This window comes from Geodermatophilus sp. Leaf369, from assembly GCF_001424455.1.
Taxonomy (GTDB): domain Bacteria; phylum Actinomycetota; class Actinomycetes; order Mycobacteriales; family Geodermatophilaceae; genus Klenkia.
The window spans coordinates 595,422-622,375 of sequence record NZ_LMQA01000002.1 but is presented as its reverse complement, the minus strand read 5'-3'; the positions used below and the strand labels follow the sequence as shown (position 1 = coordinate 622,375).

The following is a 26,954-nucleotide window of genomic DNA, read 5'->3' as shown; positions in this document are numbered from 1 at the left end:
GGTGCCGACGTTGACCGCCACCACCTGGGCCGACCCTCGGGTGCAGGCCCTGTCCGACGCCCAGCAGGCCGAGCTGCGCGAGCGGTACGACGGCCGGGGCGAGTCCGGCACCCCGCCCACGGCCGAGGACGTCGCGGTGGTCCTGCTGCTGCGCGAGGACGACGGCACCCCGGTCGGCTGCGGGGCGCTGCGCCCGCTGGAGCCCGGTGCGGCCGAGCTGAAGCGGATGTACGTCGTCCCCGCCGCCCGGGGTCGAGGACTGTCCCGGCTGGTGCTCACCGGGCTCGAGGCGACCGCCGCCGAGCGCGGGTGGCACACGCTGCGCCTGGAGACCGGCCCGCTCCAGCACGAGGCGATCGCGCTCTACGAGCGGTCGGGCTACCGGCCCATCGAGGCCTTCGGCCACTACCTGGACGAGCCCGACGAGTGGTCCCGCTACTACGAGAAGGAGCTGCCGTGACCGCCGCCCGGTACGACGTCGTGGTCGTGGGGGGCGGGCACAACGGCCTGGTCGCCGCTGCCTACCTGGCCCGCGCGGGCCGCTCGGTGCTGGTGCTCGAACGCCGGGCCGGTGTGGGCGGGGCCGCGGTCAGCGAGCAGGTGTTCCCCGGGGTCGACGTCCGGCTCTCGGCCTACAGCTACCTGGTCAGCCTGCTGCCCGACCGGATCGCCGCCGACCTGGACCTCGGCCTCACCCTGGCCGACCGGTCGGTGCACTCCGCGACCCTGCTCGATGACCGGGCGCTGCTGGTGGAGCCGGACTCGTTCCGGGCACTCACCGGCTCCGACGCCGAGTGGGCCGGCTGGCAGCGCCTCTACGGCCGGCTGACCACGCTGGCCGAGGACCTCTCCCCCACCCTCGTCGAGCCGCTGCCGACCCGGGCGGAGCTGGAGTCCCGGCTGCGCGACCCCCAGCTCTACCGCGACCTGGTCGAACGCCCGCTCGCCGACGTCGTCGCCGACCACCTCGACCACGACGTCACCCGGGGTGTCGCGCTCACCGACGGGCTGATCGGCACCTTCGCCGACGTGCACGCCGCCGACGGCCTGGCCGGCCGCTGCTTCCTCTACCACCTGGTCGGCAACGGGACCGGCCTCTGGCGGGTGCCGGTCGGGGGCATGGGCGCGGTCAGCGGCGCCATGGCCGCCTCCGCCCGCCGGGCCGGCGCCGAGTTCGCCACCCGGGCGACGGTCACCGCCGTCGAGACCCGGGACGACGGGGCGACCGTGCACTGGACCGACGACGACGGGACGACGCACGCCGTGGACGCCGGGCACGTGGTCGCTGGCTGCGCCCCCGCGGTGCTCGACGAGCTCACCGGCGCCGCCCCCGCACCCCGCCCGGTGGGCGCCCAGCTCAAGGTCAACACGGTGCTCACCCGGCTCCCCCGGCTGCGCTCCGGCCTGGACCCCGCGGTGGCCTTCGGCGGCACCTGCCACGTCGACGAGGCGGCCGGGCAGATCGACGCCGCGTACGCGCAGGCCGCCGCCGGTGCGCTGCCCGACCTCATCCCGTTCGAGGTCTACTGCCACTCCCTCACCGACCCCTCGATCATCGGCGACACCGGGCTGCACACGCTCACCGTCTTCGGGCTGCACACCCCGGCCGACCTGTTCACCGCCGACCCGGTGGGCACCCGGGACGAGGCCGTGCGCCGGGTCGTCGCGCAGCTCGACGCCCAGCTGGCCGAGCCGCTGGCCGACGTGCTCGCCACCGACGCCGAGGGCCGGCCGTGCCTGCAGGCGTCGTCCCCGCTGGACGTGGAGGCCTCCCTCGCCATGCCGGGCGGGCACATCTTCCACGGCGACCTGGCCTGGCCGGTGGCCACCGAGGCCCAGCCGGCGGGCACCTGGGGCGCGGCCACCGGGCACCCCCGGGTCGTCGCGGCGTCGTCCGGCGGGACCGTGCGCGGTGGCGCCGTCAGCGGCCTGGGCGGGTACGCCGCCGCCCGGCACCTCCTGGGCTGACCCTCCCCCGCCCGCGGCGTTGATCAGGGTCGACGACCAGAGTGCGTCCTCCTCCACCGACGCCGGTGGCTGAGGACGCACGGTGGTCGTCCCAGCTGATCGACGCCGCGGGGGGCGGGGCTGTTAGACACAGCGCGTGGAGACGACCGGCGCGGTGCTGCGTGGCGAGGGCGGACAGTACGAGCTCGTGACCCTGGAGGTCGCTGACCCGGGGCCGGGCGAGGTGCTGGTGGAGATGGCCTACGCGGGGCTGTGCCACTCCGACGAGCACCTGCGGCACGCCAACGCCGGTGGCCGGTACCCGATCGTCGGCGGGCACGAGGGGTCCGGCGTCGTCCTGGCGGTGGGGCCGGGCGTGAGCCGGGTGGCCCCCGGGGACCACGTCGTCGCCAGCTTCCTGCCGGCCTGCGGGATCTGCCGCTGGTGCGCGTCGGGCCGGTCCAACCTGTGCGACCTGGGCGCCACCATCGCCACCGGTCAGCTGCCCACCGGCACCTGGCCCTTCCGGCTGGACGGCGAGCCGCTCGGCGGGTTCTGCATGGTCGGCGCGTTCGCCCGGCACTCGCTGCTGAGCGAGGCCTCCTGCATCCGGATCGACCCCTGGCTGCCGCTGGACACCGCCGCCCTGATGGCCTGCAGCGTGCCCACCGGTTGGGGCTCGGCGGTCTACGCCGGCGGCACCCGGCCCGGGGACACCGTCGTCGTGGTCGGTTGCGGCGGGGTGGGTGCCAACGCGGTGCAGGGCGCGGTGCACGCCGGCGCCTCGCACGTCATCGCCGTCGACCCGGTCGCCTTCCGCCGCGAGTTCGCCCAGTCCGTCGGGGCCACCCACGCCGTCGAGGACACCCGGTCGGCCGCCAAGCTCGCCCGCGAGCTCACCCGGGGCAACGGCGCGGACGTCGTCGTCCTCACCGTGGGCGCCCTGGACGCCGACACCACCCGCAGCGCCGTCCGCTGCCTGGGCAAGGGCGCCACCCTGGTGCTCACCGCGCTCGCCGACCTCGGCACCGACGTCACCGTCGCGCTGATGGGCAACGGGCTCACCGTCTACGAGCACCGGGTGCAGGGCGCGCTGTTCGGCAGCTGCAACGCCCACCGCGACGTGCCGATGCTGCTGCGGATGGCCCAGGAGGGGAAGCTCGAGCTCGACCGGATGATCACCCGGCGGTACTCCCTGGACCAGCTCGGCCAGGGCTTCGCCGACCAGGCCGCCGGCGAGACGATCCGCGGCCTGCTGGTCCACGCCGACTGACCCCCCGACGAAGGAACCTCTGCACCCCCCATCGAGCTGTGGAGGGGGTGCAGAGGTTCCTTTGCCGGGGCGCCCGGGTCAGCCCTTGACGCCGCCCTCGTTGGCGCCGGCGACGAAGTAGCGCTGGAAGACGAAGAACACGATCGCGACCGGGATGGTCATCAGCAGCGCGGCACCCAGGGTGAGCGGGAACTGGTTGCCCGAGCCCAGCTGGCCGGTGGTGAGCGTCGCGACGCCCTTGGTGAGGGTGTAGAGGTCGCGGTCCTGGCTGGCGACGATGAAGTGCGGCAGCTCGTTCCAGGAGGCCTGGAAGCTCAGGATCGTCAGGGTGATCAGCGCGGGCCGGGCCATCGGCAGCACCACCGACCAGAACACCCGGAAGGTGCTGGCGCCGTCGATCCGGGCGGCCTCCTCGATCGAGGCCGGCACCGACTCGAAGAACTGCTTCATGATGAAGACGCCGGCGGCATCGGCGACCAGCGGCAGGAACAGCGCCACCGGGGTGTCGTAGATGCCGAGCTGGTTGAGCACCAGGAACTTCGGGATGAGCAGTACGACGCTGGGCACGGCCATGACCGCGAGGACGGCGGTGAACAGCGCCGAGCGGCCCCGGAAGCGCAGCCGGGCCAGCGCGTAGCCGGCCAGCGAGCAGAGGAACACCCGCCCGGCGGTGACCAGCACCGCGACCCACACCGAGTTGAACGCCCACAGCGGGAACTGGGTGTCGAAGAGCCGGCTGAACGCCGCGGTGGTGACCGGGTCGGGCAGCAGGGTCAGCGGGGAGTTGGTCGCGTCGGTGTCGGTCTTGAACGACGTGACGATCTGGATGAGGAACGGGTACAGGTAGACGATCGAGAAGAAGACCAGGACGACGTAGGCCAGGAACCGGCCGATCTGCCGGCCCGGTCCGCGGCCGGTGCTCGGGCGGGCCGGCGGGCTGGTGCCGTCGGCGGAGGTGGGCAGGCCCGCGGCGTTGCCCGGCGTGGTCGGGATCGTGGTGGTCATCGTCGCCTCACCGGCCGGCGTGGAAGAAGGTGGTGCGCGAGGAGGACGACCGGCGGCGCTGGGCGGCCCTGGCCGCCTTCTTCTCCGCGATCGCGTCCTTGTCGCGCATGACGTAGCGCTGGACCGTGGTGAGCACGACGATGATCGCGAACAGCACGAACGACATCGCCGCGGCCCGGCCCCACTGTCCGGTCTCGAAGGCCGAGGTGTAGCTCAGGTAGGCCGGGGTCAGGGTCGTCTTGGCCGGGTTGCCCTGGCTGATCAGGTACACCTGGTCGAACACCTGCCAGGTGCCGATCAGCCCCAGCGTCGTCACCAGGAACAGCGTGGGCCGCAGCGCCGGCAGGGTCACGTTGCGGAACCGCTGCCAGGCGTTGGCGCCGTCCATCCGGGCGGCCTCCTGCACGTCGGCGGGCACGTCCTGCAGCGCGGCCAGGAACATCAGCATGTAGCCACCGGCCGAGGTCCAGACCACCAGCAGGATCAGCGCGGCGAGCGCGATCGAGGGGCCGGACAGCCAGTCCCACCAGGAGAGCCCGAGCGGGCCGCCGTCGGTGAGGGCAGCCGGCGGGTTCGAGGCGTCCCAGAGGCCGAGGCCGTCGCCGGCCAGGTGCAGCAGCCCGCGGGAGTCGCTGAACCAGTTGGGCCCGTCGATGCCGACCAGGCCCAGCAGGCCGTTGACCGCGCCGCCGCCGGTGAACAGGAAGATGAAGACCAGGCTGATGGCGACCGAGCTGGTGACGGTGGGGAAGTAGAACGCCGTCCGGAAGAAGCTCTTGGCCCGGATCTTGCTGTTGAGCACCAGCGCCAGGCCCAGCGCGATCGCCGTCTGCAGCGGGACGACGAACACCACGTACCAGGCGTTGTTGCGCAGCGAGGTCATGAAGTCCTGCCGCGGGAGGCCGGGCTCGGTGAGGATCGTGGCGTAGTTGTCGAAGCCGACGAACCCGACCCCGGTGCTGAACGGCGAGCCGCGGCCGCGCCAGTCGGTGAGGCTGACCCAGAACGCCATCGCGATCGGGATGAGCACGAAGAGCCCGACGAGCACGACCTGCGGGGCGCTGAACGCCCAGCCGGCGGCGTTCTGGCCCGACGAGCGCCTCCTGCGGGTGCGCCCCGGCTCCCGCACGGGGCTCGTCGCGAGGCCCCCCGCGGGAGCCGGGACGGCGGTCATCCGCCGATCGCCTGCTCGAGGTTGGTCTGGGTGGACTCCAGGATCGCCTGCGGGTCACCGGTGGCCAGGCCGCCGAGCTGGCTGTCGAAGTCGATCAGCACCTGCTCCACGCCGGGGGCGTTGACCGGGCCCTGGGCGAACTCGGCACCGTCGACGTAGGCCTGCCGCTCGGGGAACTGCTCGAGGTAGGCGTCGGCCAGGGACTGCCGGGAGGGCAGCACACCGGTGTCCTGGGTCAGCGCGGTCATCGCGTCCGCGCTGGTCAGGTAGGTGGCCAGGTCGACCGCGGCGTCCTGCGCGTCGCTGTCGGCAGCGACCGCCAGGCAGTTGGTGAAGGACAGGGTGCCGGCGCCGCCGGGGCCCTCGGGCAGCGGGACGACGGTGTAGCCGACGTCGGGGTAGTCGGCCTCCATCGCACCGACCAGCCAGTTGCCCTCGATGGTCATCGCGGCCTTGCCGGTGCCGAACGCCTCGCCGCCCCAGCCCGCGTCGACCGCGCTCGGGTAGGCGAAGGAGCCCGCGGCCAGGTTCTCCTGCACGTACTGCAGCGCCTCGAGGTTCTCCGGGCTGTCGGTGGTGACCTCGCTGCCGTCCTCGTTGAGGAACCAGCCCCCGGCCTGGGTCATGAAGGCCCCGACCCGGTCCCGGGTGTCGCCGATGACCAGGCCGGTCTGCCCGCCGGTGGTGAGCGTCCGGGCGACCGTGGACAGCTCCTCCCACGTGGTCGGGTAGTCGGCCTCGGTGAGCCCGGCGGCCGACCACGCGGCGTCGTTGATCTCCAGGGCGAGGGTGGAGAAGTCCTTGGGCAGGCAGTACTGGGTGCCGTCGTAGGTGAACGCGTCGACCAGGTTCGGGTAGAAGTCGTCGAGGTCGTCGACCTGGTCCAGGTAGGGGTACAGGTTGCCGGCGTCGGCCTGGTCGGCCAGTCGGCTGGCGTCGAGGTAGAACACGTCGGGCGGGTTGCCGCCGGCGAAGCCCTGGGCGAGCTCCTGGGAGAGGTCGGCGGCGACCTGCAGGTCCACGGTGTTGCCCGACTCCTGCTCGTAGGCGTCCACCTGGGCCTGCACGGCCTGGGTCTCGGCGTCCCCGGAGCTGGCGATGAGCATGGTGAGCGAGGCGCTGCCGGAGTCCTGCTGCTCGGCGGAGTCGTCGAACCCGCCACCGCAGGCGGTGGCCAGGCTCAGGGTGGCGACGGCGACGGCCGCCTGTGCGGACCGGCGGATGGGGTGTCTCACTCGGGGGTTCCTCCTCGTCGAGGGGCCGGCGGCATCGGTGCCGCCGGTCGGGGGTCAGGGAGCGGGCAGGACCGGTGGGGTGGCGGTGGGCGCCGACCCGGCACCGCGGACCGAGGACGCCCGGACGACGAGGCGCGGTGCCAGCAGCACCGGTTCGTCGGTCGCGGCGTCCCCGGGGCCCGGGTCGAGCTGGGCACGGAGCAGGTCGATGCAGGCCGCGGCGGCCGCGGCGACCGGCTGGGCGATCGAGGACAGCCCGATGGCGGCGGCGACCGGGCTGTCGTCGAACCCGACGACGGCCACGTCGGTGCCGGGCTCGCGGCCCAGTTCGCGGACGGCGCCCAGGGCGCCGAGGGCCAGGGAGTCCGAGGCGCAGACCAGCGCGGTGACGCCGCGGGCGGCGACGAGGCCCAGCGCCGCGGCCTGGGCGACGGCCGGGTCGTCGGGGAGCCCGGCGTCCAGGCCGGTGGTGGACAGGCCGGCCGAGGACATCGCGTCCGCCCAGCCGGCCCGCCGGTCGTCGCCGGTGCCCGAGCCGACGGGCCAGCCGAGGAAGGCGATCCGGGTGTGGCCCTGCGCCAGGAGGTGCTCGACGGCGGCGCGGGTGCCGGCGGCTCCGTCGATGTCGACCCAGCTGCGCCCCGCGGCGTCATCCCAGGGCCGGCCGAAGCTGGCCACCGGCAGCCGGCGGCGGCGCAGCCAGGCGGTGCGGGGGTCGCCGTGCGAGGTGCCGGTGAGCACGAAGGCGTCGACGGCGAAGGAGGCGACCAGCTCGTCGTAGGCGGCGACCTCGGCCTCGGCGTGCCCGGCGGTGAAGAGCACCAGGCGGTGCCCGGACTCCTCGGCGCTGGCGGTCAGCGCGTGCAGGAACTGGTCGAGGACGATGCCTCCGATGCCCTCGCGGACCGGCTCGATGCGCATGCCGATCAGCTGGGAGCGGTTGCTGCGCATCTGCTGGGCCGCGCGCAGCGGGCGGTAGCCGACCTCGTCGATCACGCCCTGCACCCGCTCCAGGGTCGACTCGCTGACCAGGTGCGGGGCGTTGAGCACGTTGCTGACGGTCTGCTTGGAGACCTGGGCGGCCGCGGCGACCGACGCCAGGGTGGGCCGGTGGTCCTCGTGCATCGGATCCGACTCCCTCCCCGGTCGTATTGGAACGGTCTAAGTGACCGCTGGCACAGTGCGCCCCGGTCAACACCGCTGTCAAGTGCAGCCCTGACGAGAAGGGCGCTTGTTGCACGCTGCGGGGCGGGTCGGGTTGGATCGGTCGAATGACGAGCACCCCGGGTCTGCAGCCGACCGTGCACGAGCTCGACGTGTGCCTGCGGGCCCCGGTCACCGTGCTGTCGGCCCGGGACGGCGCGGTGCGCGGGCAGGGCGCCGAGGGCGTGTTCTGCGGCGACATCCGGGCGCTGTCGGTGCGCACCGTGACCGTCGCCGGGCTGGTCCCCGACGGCATCGGGGGCGGCAGCACGGCCCCCGGGCACAGCCGGCACGTCGCCGTCCTCCGCGGGCTGGGGGACGCCGGGCCCGACCCGACCGTGCGGCTGGAGACCAGCCGGGTGCTCACCGCCGACGGGCTCACCGAGACCCTGCGGCTGGTGTCCACGGCGGCCGAGCCGGTGGCGGCCGAGGTGGTGCTGACCCTGGGCACCGACCTGGCCACCGTCGAGGAGGTCAAGAGCGGTTCCGCGCGCTCCCTGGTCACGCCGTCGGGCGGCGGGTGGGCCGGGCGCGGGGTGCAGGTCGAGGTGCCGGGGCTGGAGCCGGCCGGGGACGTGGGCGAGCTGCACTGGTCGGTCGTCGTCCCCCCGCGGGACGCCGTGGAGGTGACCTGGTCGCTCACCGTCACCGACCCCGGGGGCGTGACCGCCGCACCGCCCACCGCACACAGCTGGGCCACCCCGACGGTGACCGCCGACGACCACCGGCTGGCCACCCTGCTCACGCAGTCGCTGGAGGACCTGGCCGGGCTGCGGATGGTCACGACCACCGCACCGGAGGACGTCTTCACCGCCGCCGGGGCGCCCTGGTACCTGACCCTCTTCGGCCGGGACAGCCTGTGGACGGCGCGGTTGCTGCTGCCGCTGGGCACCGAGCTGGCCGCCGGGACGCTGCGCACGCTGGCCGCCCGGCAGGGCACCCGCCGCGACGACGCCACCGGGGAGGAGCCCGGGAAGATCCTGCACGAGATCCGCCGGCCACCGGTGGCCGAGGAGGGCACGACGCCGTTCCTGCCGCCGGTCTACTTCGGCACCATCGACGCCACACCGCTGTGGGTCTGCCTGCTGCACGACGCCTGGCGCTGGGGTCTGGACCCCGCGGTGGTCACCGAGCTGCTCGACCCGCTCGAGCGCGCCCTGGAGTGGCTGGCCACCGACGGCGACCCGGACGGCGACGGCTTCCTGGAGTACCTGGACCGCTCCGGCGCGGGGCTGGCCAACCAGGGCTGGAAGGACAGCCACGACTCGGTGCGCTTCGCCGACGGCCGGATCGCCGAGGGGCCGATCGCGCTGTGCGAGGCACAGGCCTACGCGCACGAGGCGGCGCTGGGCGGGGCGGCGCTGCTGGAGGCCTTCGGCCGGCCGGGCGCCGACCGGTGGCGGGCCTACGCCGCCGACCTGGCCAAGCGGTTCCGCGACGCGTTCTGGGTCGCCGACGACGAGGGGCCGTACCCGGCGATCGCGCTGGACGGCACCAAGACCCCGGTCGACGCCCCGACCTCCAACATCGCCCACCTGCTCGGCTCGGGGCTGCTGGACGCCGCGGAGTCCGCCGCGGTGGCCGCCCGGGTCGGCTCGGCGTCGATGGACTCCGGGTTCGGGCTGCGCACCATGGCCACCACCGCCGGCGGCTACGGCCCGCTGACCTACCACTGCGGCTCGGTCTGGCCGCACGACACCGCGATCGCGATCACCGGGCTCGCCCGCGACGGGCACGGCGCGGTCGCCGGGTCGCTGGCCCGGGGGGTGCTGGCGGCCGGGGAGTCCTTCGACTGGCGGCTGCCCGAGCTGTTCGCCGGGGACTCCTCCGCCGACGTCCGGCACGCGCTGGCCTACCCGGCGTCCTGCCGCCCGCAGGCCTGGTCGGCCGCGGCCGCGGTGGCGGTGCTGTCCGCGGTGCTCGGGCTGCGCCCCGACGTGCCGGCCGGGCGGTTGACCGTGGCCCCGCTGCGCCCGGCACCGCTGGGTGCGGTGCGGGTCGAGGGCCTGCGCGTCGGGGACGACGCGGTGACCGTGGCCGTCACGGCGTCCGGCGAGGTCGAGGTGACCGGCTTCTCCGGTGAGGTCGTCCTGGGCTGACCCGTTCGCTGGGCGCCGCCGGGCGCGGGGTGGTGGAGTGGACACGATGACCACCGGCCCGTCCTGGCACGCCCGGTGGCGCAGCGAGGCCGACTTCCTCATGCGCTCGGTCCGGCGCGGGCTGCGCGGGCGCGACCTGTCGCTGATCGCGGCGGGGCTGACCTTCTACGCCGGGATCTCCGTCGTCCCGCTGTTGCTGCTGGCGCTGGCGCTGACCTCGCTGTGGACCAGCCCCGAGGCCGTGCGCGGCTACCTGGCCGAGCTGGGCGGCATCCTGCCCGACGAGCTGGGCGCCCCGGACGCCCTGGCCCGCCTGGCCGAGGCCGGCACCCGGTTGAGCCTGCTGGGCGGGGTGCTCGCGCTCATCCCGATGACCTTCTACGGCGAGGGCCTGCGCCGCGCGCTGCTGCGCTTCACCGACGAGCGCGACACCTTCACCGGGTGGCGGGGCCGGCTGGCCGTCGTCCCGCTGCTGCTGGTGACCCCGGTGCTGCTCTACCCGTTGCTGCTGGTGGTCCCGGTGCTGGCCGACCTGCAGCGGACCGGTGGGTTCGGGGCCGGTCTGGCGTCGGTCGCCGTCGGCTTCTACGCGGTGCTGTTCGTCCTGGTCGGCCCCCTGGTCTGGGGGTTCCGGGTGGTGGCGGCCGGGATGCTGCCCTGGCGGGCGGTGCTCGTCGGGGCGTTCTTCACCGCGGCGTCGCTGTCGGGCTTCCTGCAGGGGTTCACCCTGTTCCTGGCCCTCCCGCTGTCGCTGGGCGCGCCGTTCGGCGGGCTCGAGGTGATCGGCGGGATGGTCGCGCTGGGGCTGTGGCTGTTCCTGCTGCACCTGGTGGTCATCGCCGGGTGGCTGTTCACCCAGGCGCTGGACCGCCGGCTGGCACTGGTCGACTGAGCCGCTCCCGGGCCACCACCGGGGCCACCGAGCCGGGCAGCAGCGTGGACGGGTCGGCGGGCCGGAGGACCTCCGCCACGACCCCCTCGGCCAGCCGATAGGGCCGGGTCGCCAGCACCGGGCCGGCGGTGCGCCGCAACCGGGACACCTCGGCCCGCACGGTGACCGTGCGGGTGGGGTCGGCGAACAGGTCGTCGGCGAGCTCGGCGGCCGACCGGCCCAGCGGCGCGCGGGCCAGGGCCAGCAGCATCTCCGCGTGCCGCAGCCCGAGCACGTCCTGCCAGGAGCCCGATCCCGCCGCCACGGTCAGCCGCGGACGGTCCCCGGTGAGGTCCAGCGTGAGCCGGGTGGCCGGCATCTCGTCCTCGGCGTCGTCCAGCCGGACCAGCCAGCCACCGGGCAGCGGCTCGACGCGGCACAGCCCCAGCGCGGGCAGCAGCAACCGACCGGCGTCCAGGGTCTCGGGCAGGTGCACCCGGGGCGGACCGCTGAAGCCGGTCACCGCCGCGGTGGCGCCGTCCGGACCCACGACCAGCGCCCGGCCGCCCACCCGGGCCAGCACCGGGGCGGCCACCCGACGCAGCTGCTCCAGCGACCGGTCGTGGGTGGCCCGCAGCTCGTGCTCGGCCAGTGCGGCGACGGCGGCGACCAGCGCGACGGTGCCCGGGTGCGCGCTGCGGGCCGGGCCGGACAGGTCCACGACACCCAGCAGCTCACCGCCCACCGGGTCGCGCAGCGGGGCCGCCGCGCAGGTCCAGCGCTGGTGGCCGTCGACGAAGTGCTCGTCGCCGTGCACGCCCACCGGAGCACCCAGCACCAGGCAGGTGCCGATCGCGTTGGTGCCCACCGACCGCTCGCCCCAGGCAGCGCCGGGCACGAAGCCCAGCGCGTCCGCCCCGCGCCGGATCTCCGGGGCGCCGGCCTGCCAGAGCACCCGCCCGTCGACGTCGGTGACCACCAGCAGCTGACCGCACGCCCGCGCCACCGGCTCCAACCGCTCGCGCAGCACGGGGATCATCGGGGCCAGCGGACCCGAGGCGACCCTGCGGGCGACCTCGGCACCGGGGAGCACGGCCGGCGCCGTCGTCCCCCCGCGGTCGACCCCGGCAGCCGCGACCCGTCGCCACGAGGCGTCGATGAGGGGTCGGGTCACTCCCCCAGGGTGTGACCCCGGCCACCTCCGGCGCAACCCCGTGCAACCCTCCCGGCGACGTCCCCGAACCGGTGCACTGCCTCCTGAGGGCGGCGACGCGGCCGCCCGGAGACGGAGGACGGCATGACCCAGACGCTCGAACGCCCATCCGGCACGCAGACCCCGGCCGAGCGGGTGCAGGCCTGGCTCGCGGCGTTCCAGACCGCGCTGACCGCGCGGGACGTGGACGCCGCCGTCGAGCTGTTCGCCCCCACCTGCTTCTGGCGCGACCTGGTCTCCTTCACCTGGAACATCACCACCGCCGAGGGCCAGGACGCCGTCCGGGCCCGGCTGGTCGAGGTGCTGGACCGGGTGGACCCGACCGGCTTCCGGGTCGCCGACGGCGAGGAGCCGACCGCCGCGGACGGCGTCGACGAGGCCTGGATCGAGTTCGGCACCGCAGTCGGCCGGGGCCGCGGGCACCTGCGGCTGACCGACGGCCGGGCCTGGACGCTGCTCACCACGCTCTACGAGCTGACCGGCCACGAGGAGCGCTCCGGCGCCGACCGACCGCGCGGTGCCGAACACGGCGCGAACAAGGAGCGCCGCACCTGGCTGGAGGAGCGGGACGCCGAGTTCGCCGAGCTGGGCCGGACCCGACAGCCGTACGTGCTGGTGATCGGCGGCGGGCAGGGCGGCATCGCGCTGGGCGCCCGGCTGCGCCAGCTCGACGTCCCCACGATCGTCGTGGACCGGTACGCCCGGCCCGGGGACCAGTGGCGCAGCCGGTACAAGTCCCTCTGCCTGCACGACCCGGTCTGGTACGACCACCTGCCCTACCTGCCGTTCCCGGCGAACTGGCCGGTGTTCGCGCCGAAGGACAAGATCGCCGACTGGCTCGAGATGTACGTGAAGGTCATGGAGATCGACTACTGGTCCTCGACGACCGTCGACTCCGCCTCCTTCGACGAGGCCGCCGGCACCTGGACGGTCCAGCTCACCCGGGACGGCGAACAGCTGACGATGCACCCCACCGAGCTCGTGTTCGCCACCGGCATGAGCGGCAAGGCCCGGATGCCCGACTTCCCCGGGATGGACCGGTTCCGCGGCGAGCAGCAGCACTCCTCGGCCCACGCCGGTCCGGAGTCCTACCGCGGGAAGAACGTCGTCGTCGTGGGGTCCAACAACTCCGCGCACGACATCTGCGCCGCGCTCTGGGAGAACGGCGCCGACGTCACGATGGTGCAGCGCAGCTCCACGCACATCGTCACCAGCCACTCGCTGCTGGGCACGATGGAGGGGCTGTACTCCGAGAGCGCGGCCGCGGCCGGGGTGACCACGACGAAGGCCGACCTGACCTTCGCGTCCCTGCCCTACCGGATCATGGGCGAGTTCCAGAAGCCGCTCTACGACCAGATCCGCATCGACGACGCGGACTTCTACGCCCGGCTGGAGGCCGCGGGCTTCCAGCTGGACTTCGGCGACGACGACAGCGGTCTGTTCCTCAAGTACCTGCGGCGCGGCTCGGGCTACTACATCGACGTGGGGGCCTCCGAGCTCATCGCCGACGGGTCGGTGCACCTGGTCGCCGGTCAGGTGCGCGAGCTGACCGAGGACGCCGTCGTGCTCGAGGACGGGACCACGCTGCCGGCCGACCTGGTCGTCTACGCCACCGGCTACGACTCGATGAACGGCTGGGTGGCCGACCTGATCGACCAGGAGACCGCCGACCGGCTCGGCAAGGTCTGGGGACTCGGGTCGGACACGACCAAGGACCCCGGTCCGTGGGAGGGCGAGCAGCGCAACATGTGGAAGCCGACCGCCGTCCCGCACCTGTGGATGCACGGCGGCAACCTGCACCAGTCCCGGCACTACTCCCTCTACCTCGCCCTGCAGCTCAAGGCCCGGTACGAGGGCATCCCGACGCCGGTGTCCGAGCCGGCCGCCGTGCACCACACGAGCTGAGGGGCACGCCATGAGGGCAGCACGCTGGCACGGCCGGGAGGACATCCGGGTCGAGGACATCCCGGAGCCGGAGCTCCGGCCGGGGCACGTGGCCATCGACGTCGCCTGGTGCGGGATCTGCGGCAGCGACCTGCACGAGTACCTGGAGGGGCCGATCTTCATCCCGCCGGCCGGGCACCCGCACCCGGTCTCGGGCGAGAGCGCACCGATCACGATGGGCCACGAGTTCTCCGGCACGGTGAGCGCCCTCGGCGAGGGCGTCACCGACCTCGCCGTGGGTGACTCCGTGGTCGTGGAGCCCTACGTCATCGCCGACGGCGTCGACACCACGCCCGGGCAGTCCTACCAGCTGTCGAAGGACATGAACTTCATCGGGCTGGGCGGCCGGGGCGGCGGGCTGAGCGAGAAGGTCGTCGTCGCGAGGCGGTGGGTGCACCCGGTCGGGGACATCCCGCTGGACCAGGCCGCGCTGATCGAGCCGCTGGCGGTCGGCCACCACGCCTACCGGCGCAGCGGCGCGGTGGCCGGGGACGGCGCGCTCATCGGCGGTGCCGGCCCGATCGGGCTGCTGCTCGCCGCCGTCCTCACTGCCGAGGGGCTCACCGTGGTGGTCACCGAGGTCAGCGCCGCCCGGAAGGCCAAGGCACGCGAGACCGGGGTCGCCGCGCACGTGCTGGACCCGACCGAGGGGTCGGTGGGCGACCGGGTCCGGGAACTCACCGGTGGCCGGGGGGCCGACGTCGCGTTCGAGTGCTCCAGCGTGGACGCCGTCCTGGACACGCTCCTGGACGCCGTGAAGCCGACCGCGGTGGTCGTGAACGTGTCCATCTGGGGCCACCGACCCGCCGTGGACCTGCAGAAGCTGGTGCTGAAGGAGATCGACCTGCGCGGCACGATCGCCTACGCCGGCGACCACCCCGCGACGATCGAGCTGGTCCGCAGCGGGAAGGTCGACCTGGCCCCCTTCATCACCGCCCGGATCGACCTCGGCGACCTGGTGGAGCAGGGCTTCCAGACCCTGGTGCACCACAACGACACCCAGGTGAAGATCCTCGTCCACCCCTGACCCGCCACCCCAGCGTGGAGGTGGGACCGCCCCCCGACGAAGGAACCTCTGCACCCCCTCTGAGCCTCGTCAGGGGGTGTGGAGGTTCCTTCGTCGGGGGGGGTCAGGCGGTGGGCGGGGCCGGGATGCCCGGCGGGAGCTCGACCGGTGGGGCCGGGCCGGGGACCGGGGCCGGCGCGGGTGCCGGGACGGGGGCCGGTGCGGGCGGGACGTAGGACGCGCCGTTGCTGACCAGGATCGACACCACCTGCCCGACGACGGCGCGCCCGCCGGCCCGCGGGCTGGTGCCCAGCAGCGACCCGGACGGGCTGCTGCCCTCGACCCGGACCACCTGCGGCACGAAGCCCGCCCCCGACAGCGCCGCCTGGCAGCGGGACACCGACGAGCAGCCCGGCACCGGACGGGTGTTGCCGTCCATCACCGTGGGGTCGGCGGGCGGGAACTCCCCGCTCCCGCGGGCGTCCAGGATCGGCGCCATGGCCGCACGCCAGATGGTCGCTGGCTTGTTGCCGCCGAAGCCGCCGACGTCCTGGTTCTGCTTGGGGTTCAGCACCATGACGCTGGCGGCGATCTCGGGGGTGTAGCCGACGAAGGCGGCGGAGAAGTTGTCCTGCGACGTCCCGGTCTTGCCCGCGATCTGGTGGCCGGGCACGTAGGCGCGGGACCCGGTCTGGCCGGGGTTCCCGGGTTCGACGTCCCGGCGCAGGATCTGGTTCATCGTGGTGGCCACCCCGGACGGGATCGCCTCGGCGGTGCACTGGTCGCCCGTCACCAGGGGCTGCCCGGCGTCGTCGAGCAGCGGCTGGCCGGCCCGGTCCAGGACGGCGGTGACCGGGGTGACCAGGCATCGGGTGCCGCTGGCGGCGAAGGTCGAGTAGGCGCTGGCCAGGCCGAGCGGGCTGGTCTCCTCGGCGCCGAAGGTGAACGAGCCGCGGTTCTCGTCGATCACCTGCTGGGCCAGACCCGGCCGGCTGAATTGGAAGAGCCCGGCCGCCTCGGCCATCCGCACCGGGCCCTCGACGCTGCCGAGGGCGTCCTCCAGGGCGAGGAAGTAGGTGTTGGAGGACTGGTAGAGCGCCGTGGACAGGTCCAGCGTGGCCCCGTAGCGGCCGGCGTTGCGCACGTCGTAGGGCTCGCTGCCGTCGCGGTAGACCCGGGAGACGTAGGGGTCGGACGTGGTGAGGGTGTAGTAGGCGGAGAACTGCCTGCTCAGCGCGGCCGCCGCGGTGAACACCTTGTAGGTCGACCCCGAGCCCTGGCTGGCCGCGACGTTGAGGTTGTAGGACTCCTGCGCCGGGTCGTCCACGTCGTAGCCGAAGACCCGGTTCACGCTCATCGCCAGCAGGTGCCCGGTGCCGGGCTGGACGGCGGTGAACATGCCGGCCAGCGAGTCGCCCATCGGCAGGGTGCCCAGCACCGCGGCGTCCCCGGCGCGCTGCAGCTCGGGGTCCAGCGTGGTCTGGATCGTCAGGCCGTCGTGCTCGAGCTGCTCCTGGGTGAGACCGAGGGTCTGGGTGAGGTACCGCTGCACGAAGTCGCAGACGAAGGGCCCGACGGAGGCCTGCACGCAGCCCCGTGGCGGGGCGGCCCCGAGCACCAGACCCAGCGGGGCGGCCTGGGCGGCGGCGGCCTCGGCGGCGGTGACCATCCCCTGCTCGGCCATCCGGTCGAGCACCTGGTCGCGCCGGGTGGTGGCCGCCTCCGGGTCCACGGTGGGGTCGTCGCTGGTGGGGCTCTGGGCCAACCCGGCCAGCAGCGCGGCCTGGGGCAGGGTGAGTGCGATCGCGTCGACGCTGAAGTAGGCCCGCGCCGCCGGCTGGATGCCGTAGGCGTTCTGCCCGAAGTACACGATGTTCAGGTAGCGGGTGAGGATCTCGTCCTTGGAATAGGTCTCCTCCAGCGCCAGGGCCAGCCTGGCCTCGCGGAGCTTGCGCTCCAGGGTCTGCTCGACCGCGGCGGCAGCCTCCTCGGGGGTCTCCGCCGTCTGCAGCAGGGTCTGCTTGACCAGCTGCTGGGTCAGCGTCGAGCCGCCCTCCTGGACGTCGCCGGAGGCCAGGTTGGTCACCAGCGCACGCAGGGTGCCCTGCACGTCCAGGCCGTTGTGGGAGTAGAACCGGGCGTCCTCGATGGCCACCATCGCGTCCTTCATCACCGGCGCGATCGCCTCCGGGCCGACCGGGGCGCGGTTCTCGTCGTAGAACCCGGTGATCGGCTCCCCGTTCGCGGCCAGCATCACCGAGTTCCCCGGCGGGGTCGCGTCGGTGAGCTCGACCGGCAGGGCGTCGAGCAGGGACGCCGAACTCCGCGCCACCGCACCCGCACCGCCGACCAGGGGGAACAACACCCCGGCGACGAGCACCCCGGCCAGCGCGACGGCCCCCAGCAACTGGGCCACCGTGCCGATCCGGCGGGCCGCGCTCATCCGGGCCTCCGCCCCTGGTGTCCCGTGCGTCACAGGAAGTGGATCAGAGAACACCCGGTCCTGCAACGACCTGCACTCCGGTCGGCGACGTGCTCCGCGTCGCCGAGACCTGCACGCAACCTCGAGCAGGCACCCTGGTGCACCACCGCACCGCACCCGACGAGGAGTCGCCCCCCATGCAGTCCCCCAGCGTCACCGTGAACGGGCAGGCCGCCCCGCTCGACGGCGTCCCCGCGCACACCACGGCGCTCGACTGGCTGCGCGGCCGCGGACTGGTCGGGGCCAAGGAGGGTTGCGCCGAGGGTGAGTGCGGCGCCTGCTCGGTGCTCGTCGCCCGCCCGGGGACGACGACGCCCACCCGCTGGACGGCGCTGAACGCCTGCCTGGTGCCGGTGCTGGCCCTCGACGGCCAGGAGGTGGTGACCGCCGAGGGGCTGGGCACCCCGGCCGACCTGCACCCGGTGCAGCGCGAGATGGCGGTGCGCGGGGGCTCCCAGTGCGGCTACTGCACCCCGGGCTTCGTCTGCAGCATGGCGGCGGAGTTCTACCGGCCGGGACGGGGTGGCGCCGCCCCGGTGGACGTCGTCGGCAGCACCGAGCCCTCCCACGAGCACGGTCCCAACGGCTTCGACCTGCACGCGCTCAGCGGCAACCTCTGCCGGTGCACCGGCTACCGGCCGATCCGGGACGCTGCCTACGCCCTGGACGCCCCGGACGACGGCGACCCGCTGGCCGCCCGCCAGCAGCAGCCGGCGCCGGCCGCGCGGGCGACCCGCACCCCGGCGTTCGAGCGCCCCGCCGACCTGGCCGCCGCGCTGGTGTTGCTCGGCGAGCGGCCCGACGCGGTGGTGGTCGCCGGCTCGACCGACTGGGGCGTCGAGGTCAACCTGCGCGGCGTGCGCGCCCCGCTGGTGGTGGCGATCGACCGGCTGCCCGAGCTGCGTGGGCTCACCGTCGGCGCGGACGTCGTCGAGATCGGCGCCGCGGTCACCCTGAGCGAGATCGCGCTGCGGCTGGACGGCGCCGTCCCGCTGCTGGACCTGCTGCTCCCCCAGTTCGCGTCGGTGCTGATCCGCAACGGCGCCACGCTGGGCGGCAACCTGGGCACCGGCTCCCCCATCGGCGACACCGCCCCCGGCCTGCTGGCCCTGGGCGCCTCGCTGGTGCTCGTCTCCGCCGGCGGGGAGCGGGAGGTGCCGCTGGCCGACTACTTCACCGGCTACCGGCGCAGCGTGCGGACGGCGGGCGAGCTGATCCGCGCCGTCCGCATCCCGCAGCCCCAGCCCGGGCTGGTCGGCTTCACCAAGATCGCCAAGCGGCGGTTCGACGACATCTCCAGCGTCGCCGTGGCCTTCGGGCTCGACGTCGTCGACGGCGTCGTCGCGGGCGCGCGGATCGGGCTGGGCGGGGTCGCGGCGACGCCGATCCGGGCCCTGGCAACCGAAGAGGCCCTGGTCGGCCGCCCGTGGGGCGACGTCGCCGCGGCCGCCGACGTGCTGGGCGCCGAGGGCACCCCGCTCGACGACCACCGGGCCAGCGCGGCCTACCGCCGGGCGATGCTGCGCCAGGCCCTGCTGAAGTTCGCCGCCGAGAACACGCTGGAGGCAGCACGATGAGCGCCCTGTCCGAGCGCCCCGCGAACGCCGTCGTCGGCGTCGCGGTCCCGCACGAGTCCGCCGCCCTGCACGTCACCGGTCAGGCGCTGTACACCGACGACCTGGTCGGCCGCACGAAGGACGTGCTGCACGCCTGGCCGGTCCAGGTCATGCACGCCCATGCCCGGGTCACCGCGCTGCGCACCGGGCCGGCCCTCGCCGTCCCCGGGGTGGTGCGGGTGCTCACCGGCGCCGACGTCCCCGGGGTCAACGACGCCGGCGTCAAGCACGACGAGCCGCTGTTCCCCGACGAGGTCATGTTCTACGGCCACGCGGTCTGCTGGGTGCTCGGGGAGACCCTGGAGGCCGCCCGGCTCGGCGCCGAGGCCGTCGAGGTCGAGGTCGAACCGCTGCCCAGCGTGGTCACCGTGCAGGAGGCGATCGCGGCGGACGCGTTCCAGGGCGGGCGGCCGAAGCTGGTGCGCGGCGACGTCGAGGAGGCGCTGGCGTCCTCGGCGCACGTGTTCCACGGCGAGTTCGAGTTCGCCGGCCAGGAGCACTTCTACCTGGAGACGCACTGCGCGCTGGCCCTGGTCGACGAGGCCGGTCAGGTGTTCGTGCAGTCGAGCACCCAGCACCCCTCGGAGACCCAGGAGGTCGTGGCGCACGTGCTGGGCCTGACCAGCAGCGAGGTCACCGTGCAGTGCCTGCGGATGGGCGGCGGCTTCGGCGGCAAGGAGATGCAGCCGCACGGGCTGGCCGCGATCGCCGCGCTCGGCGCCCGCCTGACCGGCCGACCGGTCCGCCTGCGCCTGAACCGCGGGCAGGACATGACGATGACCGGCAAGCGGCACGGCTTCCACGCGCAGTGGCAGGTCGGCTTCGACGACGAGGGCCGGCTGACCGCCCTGGACGCCACGCTGACGTCCGACGGCGGCTGGAGCCTGGACCTGTCCGAGCCGGTACTGGCCCGCGCGCTGTGCCACGTCGACAACGCCTACTGGATCCCCGCCGTCCGGGTGAACGGGCGGATCGCGCAGACCAACAAGACCTCGCAGACGGCGTTCCGGGGCTTCGGCGGGCCGCAGGGCATGCTCGTGATCGAGGACGTGCTGGGCCGCTGCGCCCCGGCGTTGGGCATCGAGCCGCACGAGCTGCGGCGGCGGAACTTCTACGCGAAGGACCAGGAGACCCCCTACGGCCAGCCGGTGCGGCAGGCCGACCGGCTCGCCCGCACCTGGGCCCAGGTGCTGGACACCAGCGACTTCGCCGCCCGCACGGCGGAGGTCGAGGCGTTCAACGCCGGGTCGCTCCACGTGAAACGGGCGCTGGCCATCACGCCGGTGAAGTTCGGCATCTCGTTCAACTTCACCGCGTTCAACCAGGGCGGTGCGCTGGTGCACGTCTACAAGGACGGCTCGGTGCTGATCACCCACGGCGGCACCGAGATGGGTCAGGGCCTGCACACCAAGATGCTGCAGGTCGCCGCCACCGCCCTCGGCGTCCCGCTGTCGAAGGTCCGGCTGGCCCCCACGCGTACCGACAAGGTGCCCAACACCTCGGCGACGGCGGCGAGCTCGGGCGCGGACCTCAACGGCGGCGCGGTGAAGAACGCCTGCGAGCAGATCACCGGCCGGCTGGCCCAGGTGGCCGCCGAGCAGCTGCACGTGCCGGCTGCCGACGTCCGGTTCTCCGGAGGCGTGGTGCGCGGCCTGGCGCCGGGCGGGCCGACGGTGCCGTGGGAGGACGTCGTCCGGCTGGCCTACTTCTCCCGGGTGCAGCTCTGGGCGGCCGGCTACTACCGGACCGAGGGCCTGCACTGGGACTCCGCGGCGATGCGCGGTGAGCCGTTCAAGTACTTCGCGCACGGGGTCGCCGCCGCCGAGGTGGAGGTCGACGGGTTCACCGGGGCCTACCGGGTGCGCCGGGTGGACATCGTGCACGACGTCGGCGACTCGCTGTCCCCGCTGGTGGACATCGGCCAGGTCGAGGGCGGGTTCGTGCAGGGCGTCGGGTGGCTGACCCTGGAGGACCTGCGCTGGGAGGACCGCGAGGGCCCCACCCGCGGCCGGCTCAGCACCCAGTCGGCGAGCACCTACAAGCTGCCCAGCTTCTCCGAGATGCCCGAGGACTTCCGGGTCTCGCTCCTGGAGTCCGCGCACGAGGAGGGCGCCGTCTTCGGCTCCAAGGCCGTCGGCGAGCCCCCGCTGATGCTGGCGTTCAGCGTGCGCGAGGCACTGCGCCAGGCCGCGGCCGCGTTCGGTCCGGCCGGCACCACCGTCGACCTGGCCTCCCCGGCCACCCCGGAGGCGGTGTTCTGGGCGGTCGAGGCGGCCCGGGCCGGCGAGGGCGCGCACGTGCGGGACGGCGGGGAGCAGCCCCCGCAGCCCTCCGGCCCGCCCATCCGGCCGACCTCCGAGCGCGTGCTGAGCGAGTCCTGATGCGCTGGGACCGCGCGGTGCAGACGCTGCGCGACCGGCGCGAGCCGGGCGTGCTGGTGACCGTGGCGACCGTCCGCGGGCACTCCCCGCGCGAGGCCGGCGCCAAGATGGTGGTCACCGCGGACGCCCAGCACGGCACCGTCGGCGGGGGGAACCTCGAGGCGGTCGCGGTCGAACGGGCCCGGGAGCTGCTGCTCGCCGGCGGAGGCACCCGGGTCGTCGACGTCGCACTGTCGGACAAGGCGCCCTACCAGCACGGCGTGCAGTGCTGCGGCGGCGAGGTCGGGCTGCTGCTGGAGCCGCTGCCCGTCGTCCCGGCGGTGGCGGTGTTCGGCGTCGGCCACGTCGGTCTCGAGCTTGCCCGCATCCTGGCCCGGCACGACCTGGACCTGCACCTCGTCGACTCCCGCCCCGCGCAGCTGACCCCCGAGCGGCTGGCCGTGCTCGACGACGCGATCGCCGCCGTGCACGTGCACCAGGTGCCGGTGCTGCCCGAGCTGGTGCTCGCCGAGCTGCCCGCAGGCAGCCACGTGCTGGTGATGACCCACGATCACGCCGAGGACGCCGCCCTCTGCGACGCCGCGCTGCGCACCCCCGGCCTGGCCTCGATCGGGCTGATCGGGTCGGCCGGCAAGTGGGCGAGGTTCCGGCGGACGCTGGTCGCCGACGGCGCCCCCGACCCCGACCGGATCACCTGCCCGATCGGCCTCCCCGAGCTGACCGGCAAGGAGCCGGCGGTGATCGCGGTCGGAGTGGCGGCCGCCCTGCTCGGCGCGGTCGCCCGGGTGCCCTCGTGACGGTCTACCGCGGGACGTTCCTGGACACCCCGGCCGCCGGTGAGCTGCGGGTCGAGCTGGACGGCGGGGTGCGGGTCCGCGACGGCGCGATCGTGGCGCGCGGGCCGTTCGCCGAGCTGTCGGGTGACGACGACGTCGTCGACCTGCGCGGCGGGCTCGTGCTGCCCGGGTTCGTCGACACCCACGTGCACTTCCCCCAGGTCCGGGCGATCGGCGGGCTGGGCATGCCGCTGCTGGACTGGCTCGAGCGGTGCGCGCTGCCCGAGGAGTGCCGCCTCGCCGACCTGGACTACGCCCGCACGGTGGCCGCGGAGTTCGTCGACGGCCTGGCCCGCGCCGGGACGACGTCCGCGCTGGTGTTCGGCTCGCACTTCGCCCCGGCGGTGGACGCGCTGTTCACCGAGGCCGACCGGGTCGGGCTGCGGGTGACCTCCGGGCTGGTGGTCAGCGACCGGCTGCTGCCCGAGGCGCTGCTGACCACGCCGTCCCGGGCCCTGGAGGAGGGGCGGGCGCTGGCCGAGCGCTGGCACGGCGTGCGGCGGTCGCGGTACGCGGTGACGCCGCGGTTCTCGCTGTCGTGCACGACCGAGATGCTGGACTCCTGCGCCGACCTGCTGGCCTCGGTGGACGGTGCGTTCTTCACCTCGCACGTGAACGAGAACCCGGCCGAGGTGGCCGCGGTCGCCGAGCTGTTCGGCGGCTCCTACGTGGACACCTACGACAAGCCCGGGCTGCTGGGGACGCGGTCGGTGCTCGCGCACGACGTGCACCCCACCGACGGCGAGCTCGACGTCCTGGCCCTGCGCGGCACGGCCGTGGCGCACTGCCCGACCTCGAACGCGGCGCTGGGCAGCGGCCTGTTCCCGCTGCGCCGGCACCGCGCGGCCGGGGTGCGGGTCGCGCTGGGCTCCGACGTCGGCGCCGGCACGGGGTTCTCGCTGCTCAAGGAGGGCCTGCAGGCCCACTTCGGCCAACAGCTGCTGGGCGCCGAGGGCGAGCCGCTGACCCCGGCGGACCTGTTGCACCTGGCGACCGCGGCCGGTGCCGACGCCCTGGGGCTCTCCGACGTCGGCCACCTGTCGGTGGGCACGCGGTTCGACGCCGTCTGGCTGCGCCCGTCCGCCGGATCGACCCTGGACGTCGTCCTGCGGTCGGCGGCCGGCCCCGAGGACGCGCTGGCCAAGGCCTTCGCCCTCGGCGGCCCGGCCGACGTGGCCGCCGTCTGGGTGGACGGGGACCGCGTCAGGGGTTGAGCCTCAGTCGGCCTCGTCGATCAGCCGGTCGCGCTGGGCGTCGACGTCGTAGTCCCCGGGCGGGAAGCGCGGCGCGAGGTCGGTGGTGGCCTCCAGCAGCAGCCGGCCGACGGCCCAGTTGCGGTACCACTTGCGGTCGCTGGGGACGACGTACCAGGGATTGGCGTCGGTGCTGGTGCGCTCCAGCACGGTCTCGTACGCCCGCTGGTAGGGCTCCCACAGCTGGCGCTCGTCGATGTCGCCGGGGTTGAACTTCCAGCGCTTCGTCGAGTCGTCGAGGCGGGCCAGCAGCCGCTGCTTCTGCTCCCACTTGGACACGTGCAGGAAGCACTTCACGATGGTGACGCCGGCGGCGGTGAGCTGGTCCTCGAAGCGGACGATCTCCCGGTAGCGGCGCTCGACCACCTCGGGGGTGACCAGCTCACGCACCTTCCCGATGAGCACGTCCTCGTAGTGCGACCGGTCGAAGACCCCGATCATCCCGGGCGCGGGCACGGCCCGGCGCACCCGCCAGAGGAACGAGTGCCGCAGCTCGGTGGGCGTGGGCTTCTTGAAGCTGGTGATCGACACGCCCTGCGGGTTCACCGCCCCCGCCACGGACTTGATCACCCCGCCCTTGCCGCTGGTGTCCATGCCCTGCAGGACCAGCAGCACCCGCCGCTGCCCGCCGGAGACGCCCTCGGCGTAGAGCCGCTCCTGGAGCCCGGAGAGCGCCTGGCCGTCCAGGGTCATCTGGTCCTTGGTCTCGTCCTTGTCCCCGGGGGCCGACGGCTTGCCGTGGGCGTCGATCTCGGCCAGCGCCACGGGGGAGGACGGCGCGCGGAGCACCTCGCGCAGGGAGTGGGCCATGGGGCGCAGCCTAGAGACCACCCCAGACCGCGGAGGACCTCCCATGTGGCACGACCTGTTCGTCCAGCAGCTGCCGTGGACCGAGAAGGTGCTGCGGACCGTGCTCGTCTACGCGCTGCTGGTGGTGCTGTTCCGGCTCACCGGCAAGCGCGGGCTGGCCTCGATGAACACCTTCGACGTCATCGTGGTCTTCATGCTGGGCAACGTCGTGCAGAACGCGGTCATCGGCAACGACGACTCGGTGACCGGCGGGGCGATCGGCGCGGTCACCCTCGTCGCGGTGAACGCCCTGGTCAACCGGCTGGTGGTGGTCAGCCCGCTGGCGCAGCGGCTGTTCGAGGGCACCCCGACGACGGTGATCCGGGACGGCCGGGTGGTGCCCGGGGCGCTGCGCCGGCTGGGGCTGCAGCGCACCGAGCTCGAGCACGCCGTCCGGGTGCAGAACGGCGACGACGTCGCCCAGGTCGACCACGCCGAGCTCGAGCCCGGCGGTCAGCTCCTGCTCACGCTCAAGGACGACGAGCAGGGCGCCACCAAGGCCGACGTCGCCGAGCTGCTGGCCCGCCTGGCCCGGGTCGAGGACCTGCTCACCGCGCGGCCAGCGCCGCCGGGAGCTCCCCCCGGTGCAGGACGACGAGGCTGCTGACCGCCCGGGTCAGGGCGACGTAGAGCCGGTGCAGCCCGCGCGGCTCGGCGGCGACGATGGCGGCGGGCTCGACGACCACGACGTGGTCGAACTCCAGGCCCTTCACCAGCGACGCTGGGACGACGGCGACCCGGGCGGCCTCGGCGTCGTCGGTCAGTGCCGGCACGTCGAGGCCACCGGCGGCCAGCAGCGCGACCAGGGCGGGCACGTCGGCGTCCGCGCAGACCACGCCGGTCGAGCCCGCCGTGCCGGACAGCTCCGTCACGACCTCCACCAGCGGCTCGGCCAGCGCCGCCACCCGCCGCACCCGCAGCGCGTCGGGGTCCGAGCGCACCGCGGTGGCCGGGGCCAGCCCGGGTGCGATCGCCGGGAGCAGCCGGTTCGCGAACGCCAGCACCTCACCGGGCACCCGGTACCCGCGGGTCAGCGGCCGGACGACGGTGTCCGGGCGGCCCAGCGCGGCCAGCGTCTGCGACCAGTCGGCGACCGCCCAGGGGCTGGTGGCCTGGGCCAGGTCGCCGAGCACGGTCAGCGACCCGGCGCCCAGCCGGCGCGCGACGGCCCGGCACTGCATCGGGGAGAGGTCCTGCGCCTCGTCGACGACCACGTGCCCGTGGCCCGGCGTCCGCTCCAGCAGCCCGGCGACCTCGTCGACCAGCACCGCGTCGGCCTCGGTCCAGTGGGTCGCGCGCACCGAGCGGGCCGCCGGCCGCAGGAGCAGCGCCTGCTCGGCGTCCTCCAGCACCCCCCGGGCGGCCCGGGCGAGCAGGGCGGGGTCCGAGAGCACCCGGGCGACCAGCCCGGCGGGGTCGACCGGGGGCCAGTGCGCGTCGCAGAACGCCCGCACCTCGGGCGACCGGGCCGCGGTCCGGGTCTCGGCGTCCGTCGGGCTCCCGCCGGCCGTCTCCTTCTGCCGGCGGGCGTCCTCGGCCAGGGTCAGGGCCAGTCGCTCCCGGCCGGCGGCGTAGTGCACGACGTCCCCGCTGCCCGAGCCCGAGCGGCGCAGGTCGTCCACATGCCGCTTGAGCCGGTCCACCTCGATCCGGTACCGGCGGCCGGTGAGCGTCACCTGGATCGACTCCGTCGGCTTGACCACTCCGCGCCACAACGCCCGGCGCAGCACCTCGGCCATCCGCGCGTCGCCCTTGAGGACGGCGACGTCCGGGGCGTCCACCGCACGCACCGGCACCCGGTCGACCAGGTCGGCGACCGTGGCCTGCTCGACCTCCACCTCGCCGAGGGTGGGCAGCACCTGCTCGATGTAGCGCAGGAACGCCCGGTTGGGGCCGACGACCAGGACGCCGGTGCGACCCAGCTGGGCGCCGTGCGTGTAGAGCAGGTAGGCCGCACGGTGCAGCCCCACGGCGGTCTTGCCGGTGCCCGGGGCACCCTGCACGCAGATCGACTCGGCCAGCGGGGCGCGGACGACGTCGTCCTGGTCGGGCTGGATGGTGGCCACGATGTCGCGCATCGGGCCGCTGCGGGGCCGCTCGACCTCCTGCCGCAGCAGATCGGAGGGACCGTCGTCGGCGGTCAGCGACTCGTCCTCGTAGGAGGTGAGCAGGCCCTCGCTGAACCCGAACCGGCGACGGCGCTCCAGACCCTGCGGGTCGGCGGCACTGGCCTGGTAGAACGGCCGGCTCATCGGCGCCCGCCAGTCGATGACCACCGGGTCGCCGGCGACGTCGCGCACGTGCCGCCGGCCGACGTGGAAGGACTCGACGTCGGAGTCGGTGCGGCCGAAGAACGGGGGCGCGCCCGGGTCGGCGGCCAGGGAGCGCAGCCGCTGCGCGCGGGCGGCGCCCAGCCGCTCCGACGCCCAGGCGTCGACCCCGGCGTCGGCGGTCGCGCGGGTGGCCGCGTGCATCACCTGCAGGCAGGCGGCGGCGTGCTCGAGGTGGGCCCGTTCGGCGGCGAGGACGGGATCGGCGGACACGATCGGGAGACGCTACGCCTCCTC

20 protein-coding genes are annotated in these 26,954 nt (G+C 74.5%); 12 read left to right on the top strand and 8 right to left on the bottom strand.

The window, feature by feature from the left end; genetic code table 11:
• The first annotated feature begins 1 nt into the window (after position 1).
• The 3 genes from ASG36_RS11815 to ASG36_RS11805 all read left to right on the top strand — a co-directional run bounded on the left by ASG36_RS11815 (position 2) and on the right by ASG36_RS11805 (position 3,220).
• Complete coding sequence (locus ASG36_RS11815) at positions 2 to 460, top strand: GNAT family N-acetyltransferase (RefSeq protein WP_157498773.1); 459 nt, start codon at positions 2 to 4, stop codon at positions 458 to 460.
• Positions 457 to 1,968: an NAD(P)/FAD-dependent oxidoreductase gene (locus ASG36_RS11810; protein WP_055763958.1), complete on the top strand. Its 1,512-nt coding sequence runs from the start codon at positions 457 to 459 to the stop codon at positions 1,966 to 1,968. The genes ASG36_RS11815 and ASG36_RS11810 overlap by 4 nt, the downstream gene beginning before the upstream one ends.
• A 136-nt stretch (positions 1,969 to 2,104) precedes the next feature.
• Positions 2,105 to 3,220: an NDMA-dependent alcohol dehydrogenase gene (locus tag ASG36_RS11805; protein ID WP_055763956.1), complete on the top strand. Its 1,116-nt coding sequence runs from the start codon at positions 2,105 to 2,107 to the stop codon at positions 3,218 to 3,220.
• A 78-nt stretch (positions 3,221 to 3,298) separates the two neighbouring features.
• Here the strand turns inward: ASG36_RS11805 and ASG36_RS11800 are convergent, their stop codons facing one another.
• From ASG36_RS11800 to ASG36_RS11785, 4 genes are read right to left on the bottom strand one after another with little or no spacing between them, the layout of a single operon-like run.
• On the bottom strand, positions 3,299 to 4,225 hold the full coding sequence (locus ASG36_RS11800; protein WP_082523030.1) for a carbohydrate ABC transporter permease: 927 nt from the start codon (positions 4,223 to 4,225) through the stop codon (positions 3,299 to 3,301).
• A 7-nt stretch (positions 4,226 to 4,232) separates the two neighbouring features.
• Positions 4,233 to 5,354 carry a carbohydrate ABC transporter permease gene (locus ASG36_RS11795; RefSeq protein WP_200944445.1) on the bottom strand — a complete coding sequence of 374 codons (1,122 nt, stop codon included), beginning with the start codon at positions 5,352 to 5,354 and terminating at the stop codon, positions 4,233 to 4,235.
• Between the two features lie 41 nt (positions 5,355 to 5,395).
• A complete protein-coding gene (locus ASG36_RS11790; protein WP_055763953.1) occupies positions 5,396 to 6,634 on the bottom strand; it encodes an extracellular solute-binding protein in 1,239 nt (412 codons plus the stop codon).
• Positions 6,635 to 6,688: 54 nt separating this feature from the next.
• Positions 6,689 to 7,759, bottom strand: a complete 1,071-nt coding sequence (locus ASG36_RS11785; RefSeq protein ID WP_055763951.1) for a substrate-binding domain-containing protein — start codon at positions 7,757 to 7,759, stop codon at positions 6,689 to 6,691.
• Between the two features lie 146 nt (positions 7,760 to 7,905).
• Here ASG36_RS11785 and ASG36_RS23010 point away from each other — a divergent pair, with 146 nt between their 5' ends.
• Both ASG36_RS23010 and ASG36_RS11775 read left to right on the top strand, forming a co-directional pair.
• The gene (locus tag ASG36_RS23010) at positions 7,906 to 9,936 is read left to right on the top strand and encodes a glycogen debranching N-terminal domain-containing protein (RefSeq protein ID WP_055763949.1); all 2,031 of its coding nucleotides are present in this window, start codon (positions 7,906 to 7,908) and stop codon (positions 9,934 to 9,936) included.
• Positions 9,937 to 9,982: 46 nt separating this feature from the next.
• Positions 9,983 to 10,828, top strand: coding sequence for a YhjD/YihY/BrkB family envelope integrity protein (locus ASG36_RS11775; protein WP_082523130.1), 846 nt, complete (start codon positions 9,983 to 9,985; stop codon positions 10,826 to 10,828).
• On the opposite strand, the gene ASG36_RS11770 is transcribed toward ASG36_RS11775, so the two are convergent.
• Positions 10,788 to 11,981 carry a GAF domain-containing protein gene (locus ASG36_RS11770; protein ID WP_235494899.1) on the bottom strand — a complete coding sequence of 398 codons (1,194 nt, stop codon included), beginning with the start codon at positions 11,979 to 11,981 and terminating at the stop codon, positions 10,788 to 10,790. The two genes, ASG36_RS11775 and ASG36_RS11770, sit on opposite strands and share 41 nt — an antisense overlap.
• A gap of 123 nt (positions 11,982 to 12,104) precedes the next feature.
• On the opposite strand from ASG36_RS11770, the gene ASG36_RS11765 reads away from it, so the two are divergent.
• Complete coding sequence (locus ASG36_RS11765) at positions 12,105 to 13,925, top strand: NAD(P)/FAD-dependent oxidoreductase (RefSeq protein ID WP_055763945.1); 1,821 nt, start codon at positions 12,105 to 12,107, stop codon at positions 13,923 to 13,925.
• A gap of 10 nt (positions 13,926 to 13,935) precedes the next feature.
• Complete coding sequence (locus ASG36_RS11760) at positions 13,936 to 14,991, top strand: 2,3-butanediol dehydrogenase (RefSeq protein ID WP_055763944.1); 1,056 nt, start codon at positions 13,936 to 13,938, stop codon at positions 14,989 to 14,991.
• Positions 14,992 to 15,094: 103 nt separating this feature from the next.
• Here the strand turns inward: ASG36_RS11760 and ASG36_RS11755 are convergent, their stop codons facing one another.
• On the bottom strand, positions 15,095 to 17,413 hold the full coding sequence (locus ASG36_RS11755) for a transglycosylase domain-containing protein (RefSeq protein WP_055763941.1): 2,319 nt from the start codon (positions 17,411 to 17,413) through the stop codon (positions 15,095 to 15,097).
• A 176-nt stretch (positions 17,414 to 17,589) separates the two neighbouring features.
• On the opposite strand from ASG36_RS11755, the gene ASG36_RS11750 reads away from it, so the two are divergent.
• Genes ASG36_RS11750 through ASG36_RS11735 form a run of 4 tightly spaced genes read left to right on the top strand, consistent with a single transcriptional unit; the run spans position 17,590 to position 23,499 of the window.
• A complete protein-coding gene (locus ASG36_RS11750) occupies positions 17,590 to 19,029 on the top strand; it encodes a xanthine dehydrogenase small subunit (RefSeq protein ID WP_055765015.1) in 1,440 nt (479 codons plus the stop codon).
• On the top strand, positions 19,026 to 21,449 hold the full coding sequence (gene xdhB / locus ASG36_RS11745; RefSeq protein WP_055763940.1) for a xanthine dehydrogenase molybdopterin binding subunit: 2,424 nt from the start codon (positions 19,026 to 19,028) through the stop codon (positions 21,447 to 21,449). Before ASG36_RS11750 ends, xdhB begins: the two co-directional genes overlap by 4 nt.
• Entirely contained in the window at positions 21,449 to 22,246 is a 798-nt protein-coding gene (xdhC, locus tag ASG36_RS11740) for a xanthine dehydrogenase accessory protein XdhC (protein ID WP_055763938.1), read from the top strand. The genes xdhB and xdhC overlap by 1 nt, the downstream gene beginning before the upstream one ends.
• Positions 22,243 to 23,499 (top strand): guanine deaminase, encoded by a 1,257-nt coding sequence (locus ASG36_RS11735; RefSeq protein WP_055763936.1) that lies wholly within the window; start codon positions 22,243 to 22,245, stop codon positions 23,497 to 23,499. Before xdhC ends, ASG36_RS11735 begins: the two co-directional genes overlap by 4 nt.
• A gap of 3 nt (positions 23,500 to 23,502) precedes the next feature.
• On the opposite strand, the gene ASG36_RS11730 is transcribed toward ASG36_RS11735, so the two are convergent.
• Positions 23,503 to 24,348, bottom strand: coding sequence for a PPK2 family polyphosphate kinase (locus tag ASG36_RS11730; protein WP_055763934.1), 846 nt, complete (start codon positions 24,346 to 24,348; stop codon positions 23,503 to 23,505).
• Between the two features lie 43 nt (positions 24,349 to 24,391).
• On the opposite strand from ASG36_RS11730, the gene ASG36_RS11725 reads away from it, so the two are divergent.
• Positions 24,392 to 24,994, top strand: a complete 603-nt coding sequence (locus ASG36_RS11725; protein ID WP_055763933.1) for a DUF421 domain-containing protein — start codon at positions 24,392 to 24,394, stop codon at positions 24,992 to 24,994.
• Here the strand turns inward: ASG36_RS11725 and ASG36_RS11720 are convergent.
• Complete coding sequence (locus ASG36_RS11720; protein ID WP_235494896.1) at positions 24,936 to 26,930, bottom strand: AAA family ATPase; 1,995 nt, start codon at positions 26,928 to 26,930, stop codon at positions 24,936 to 24,938. The two genes, ASG36_RS11725 and ASG36_RS11720, sit on opposite strands and share 59 nt — an antisense overlap.
• Positions 26,931 to 26,954 lie beyond the last annotated feature (24 nt).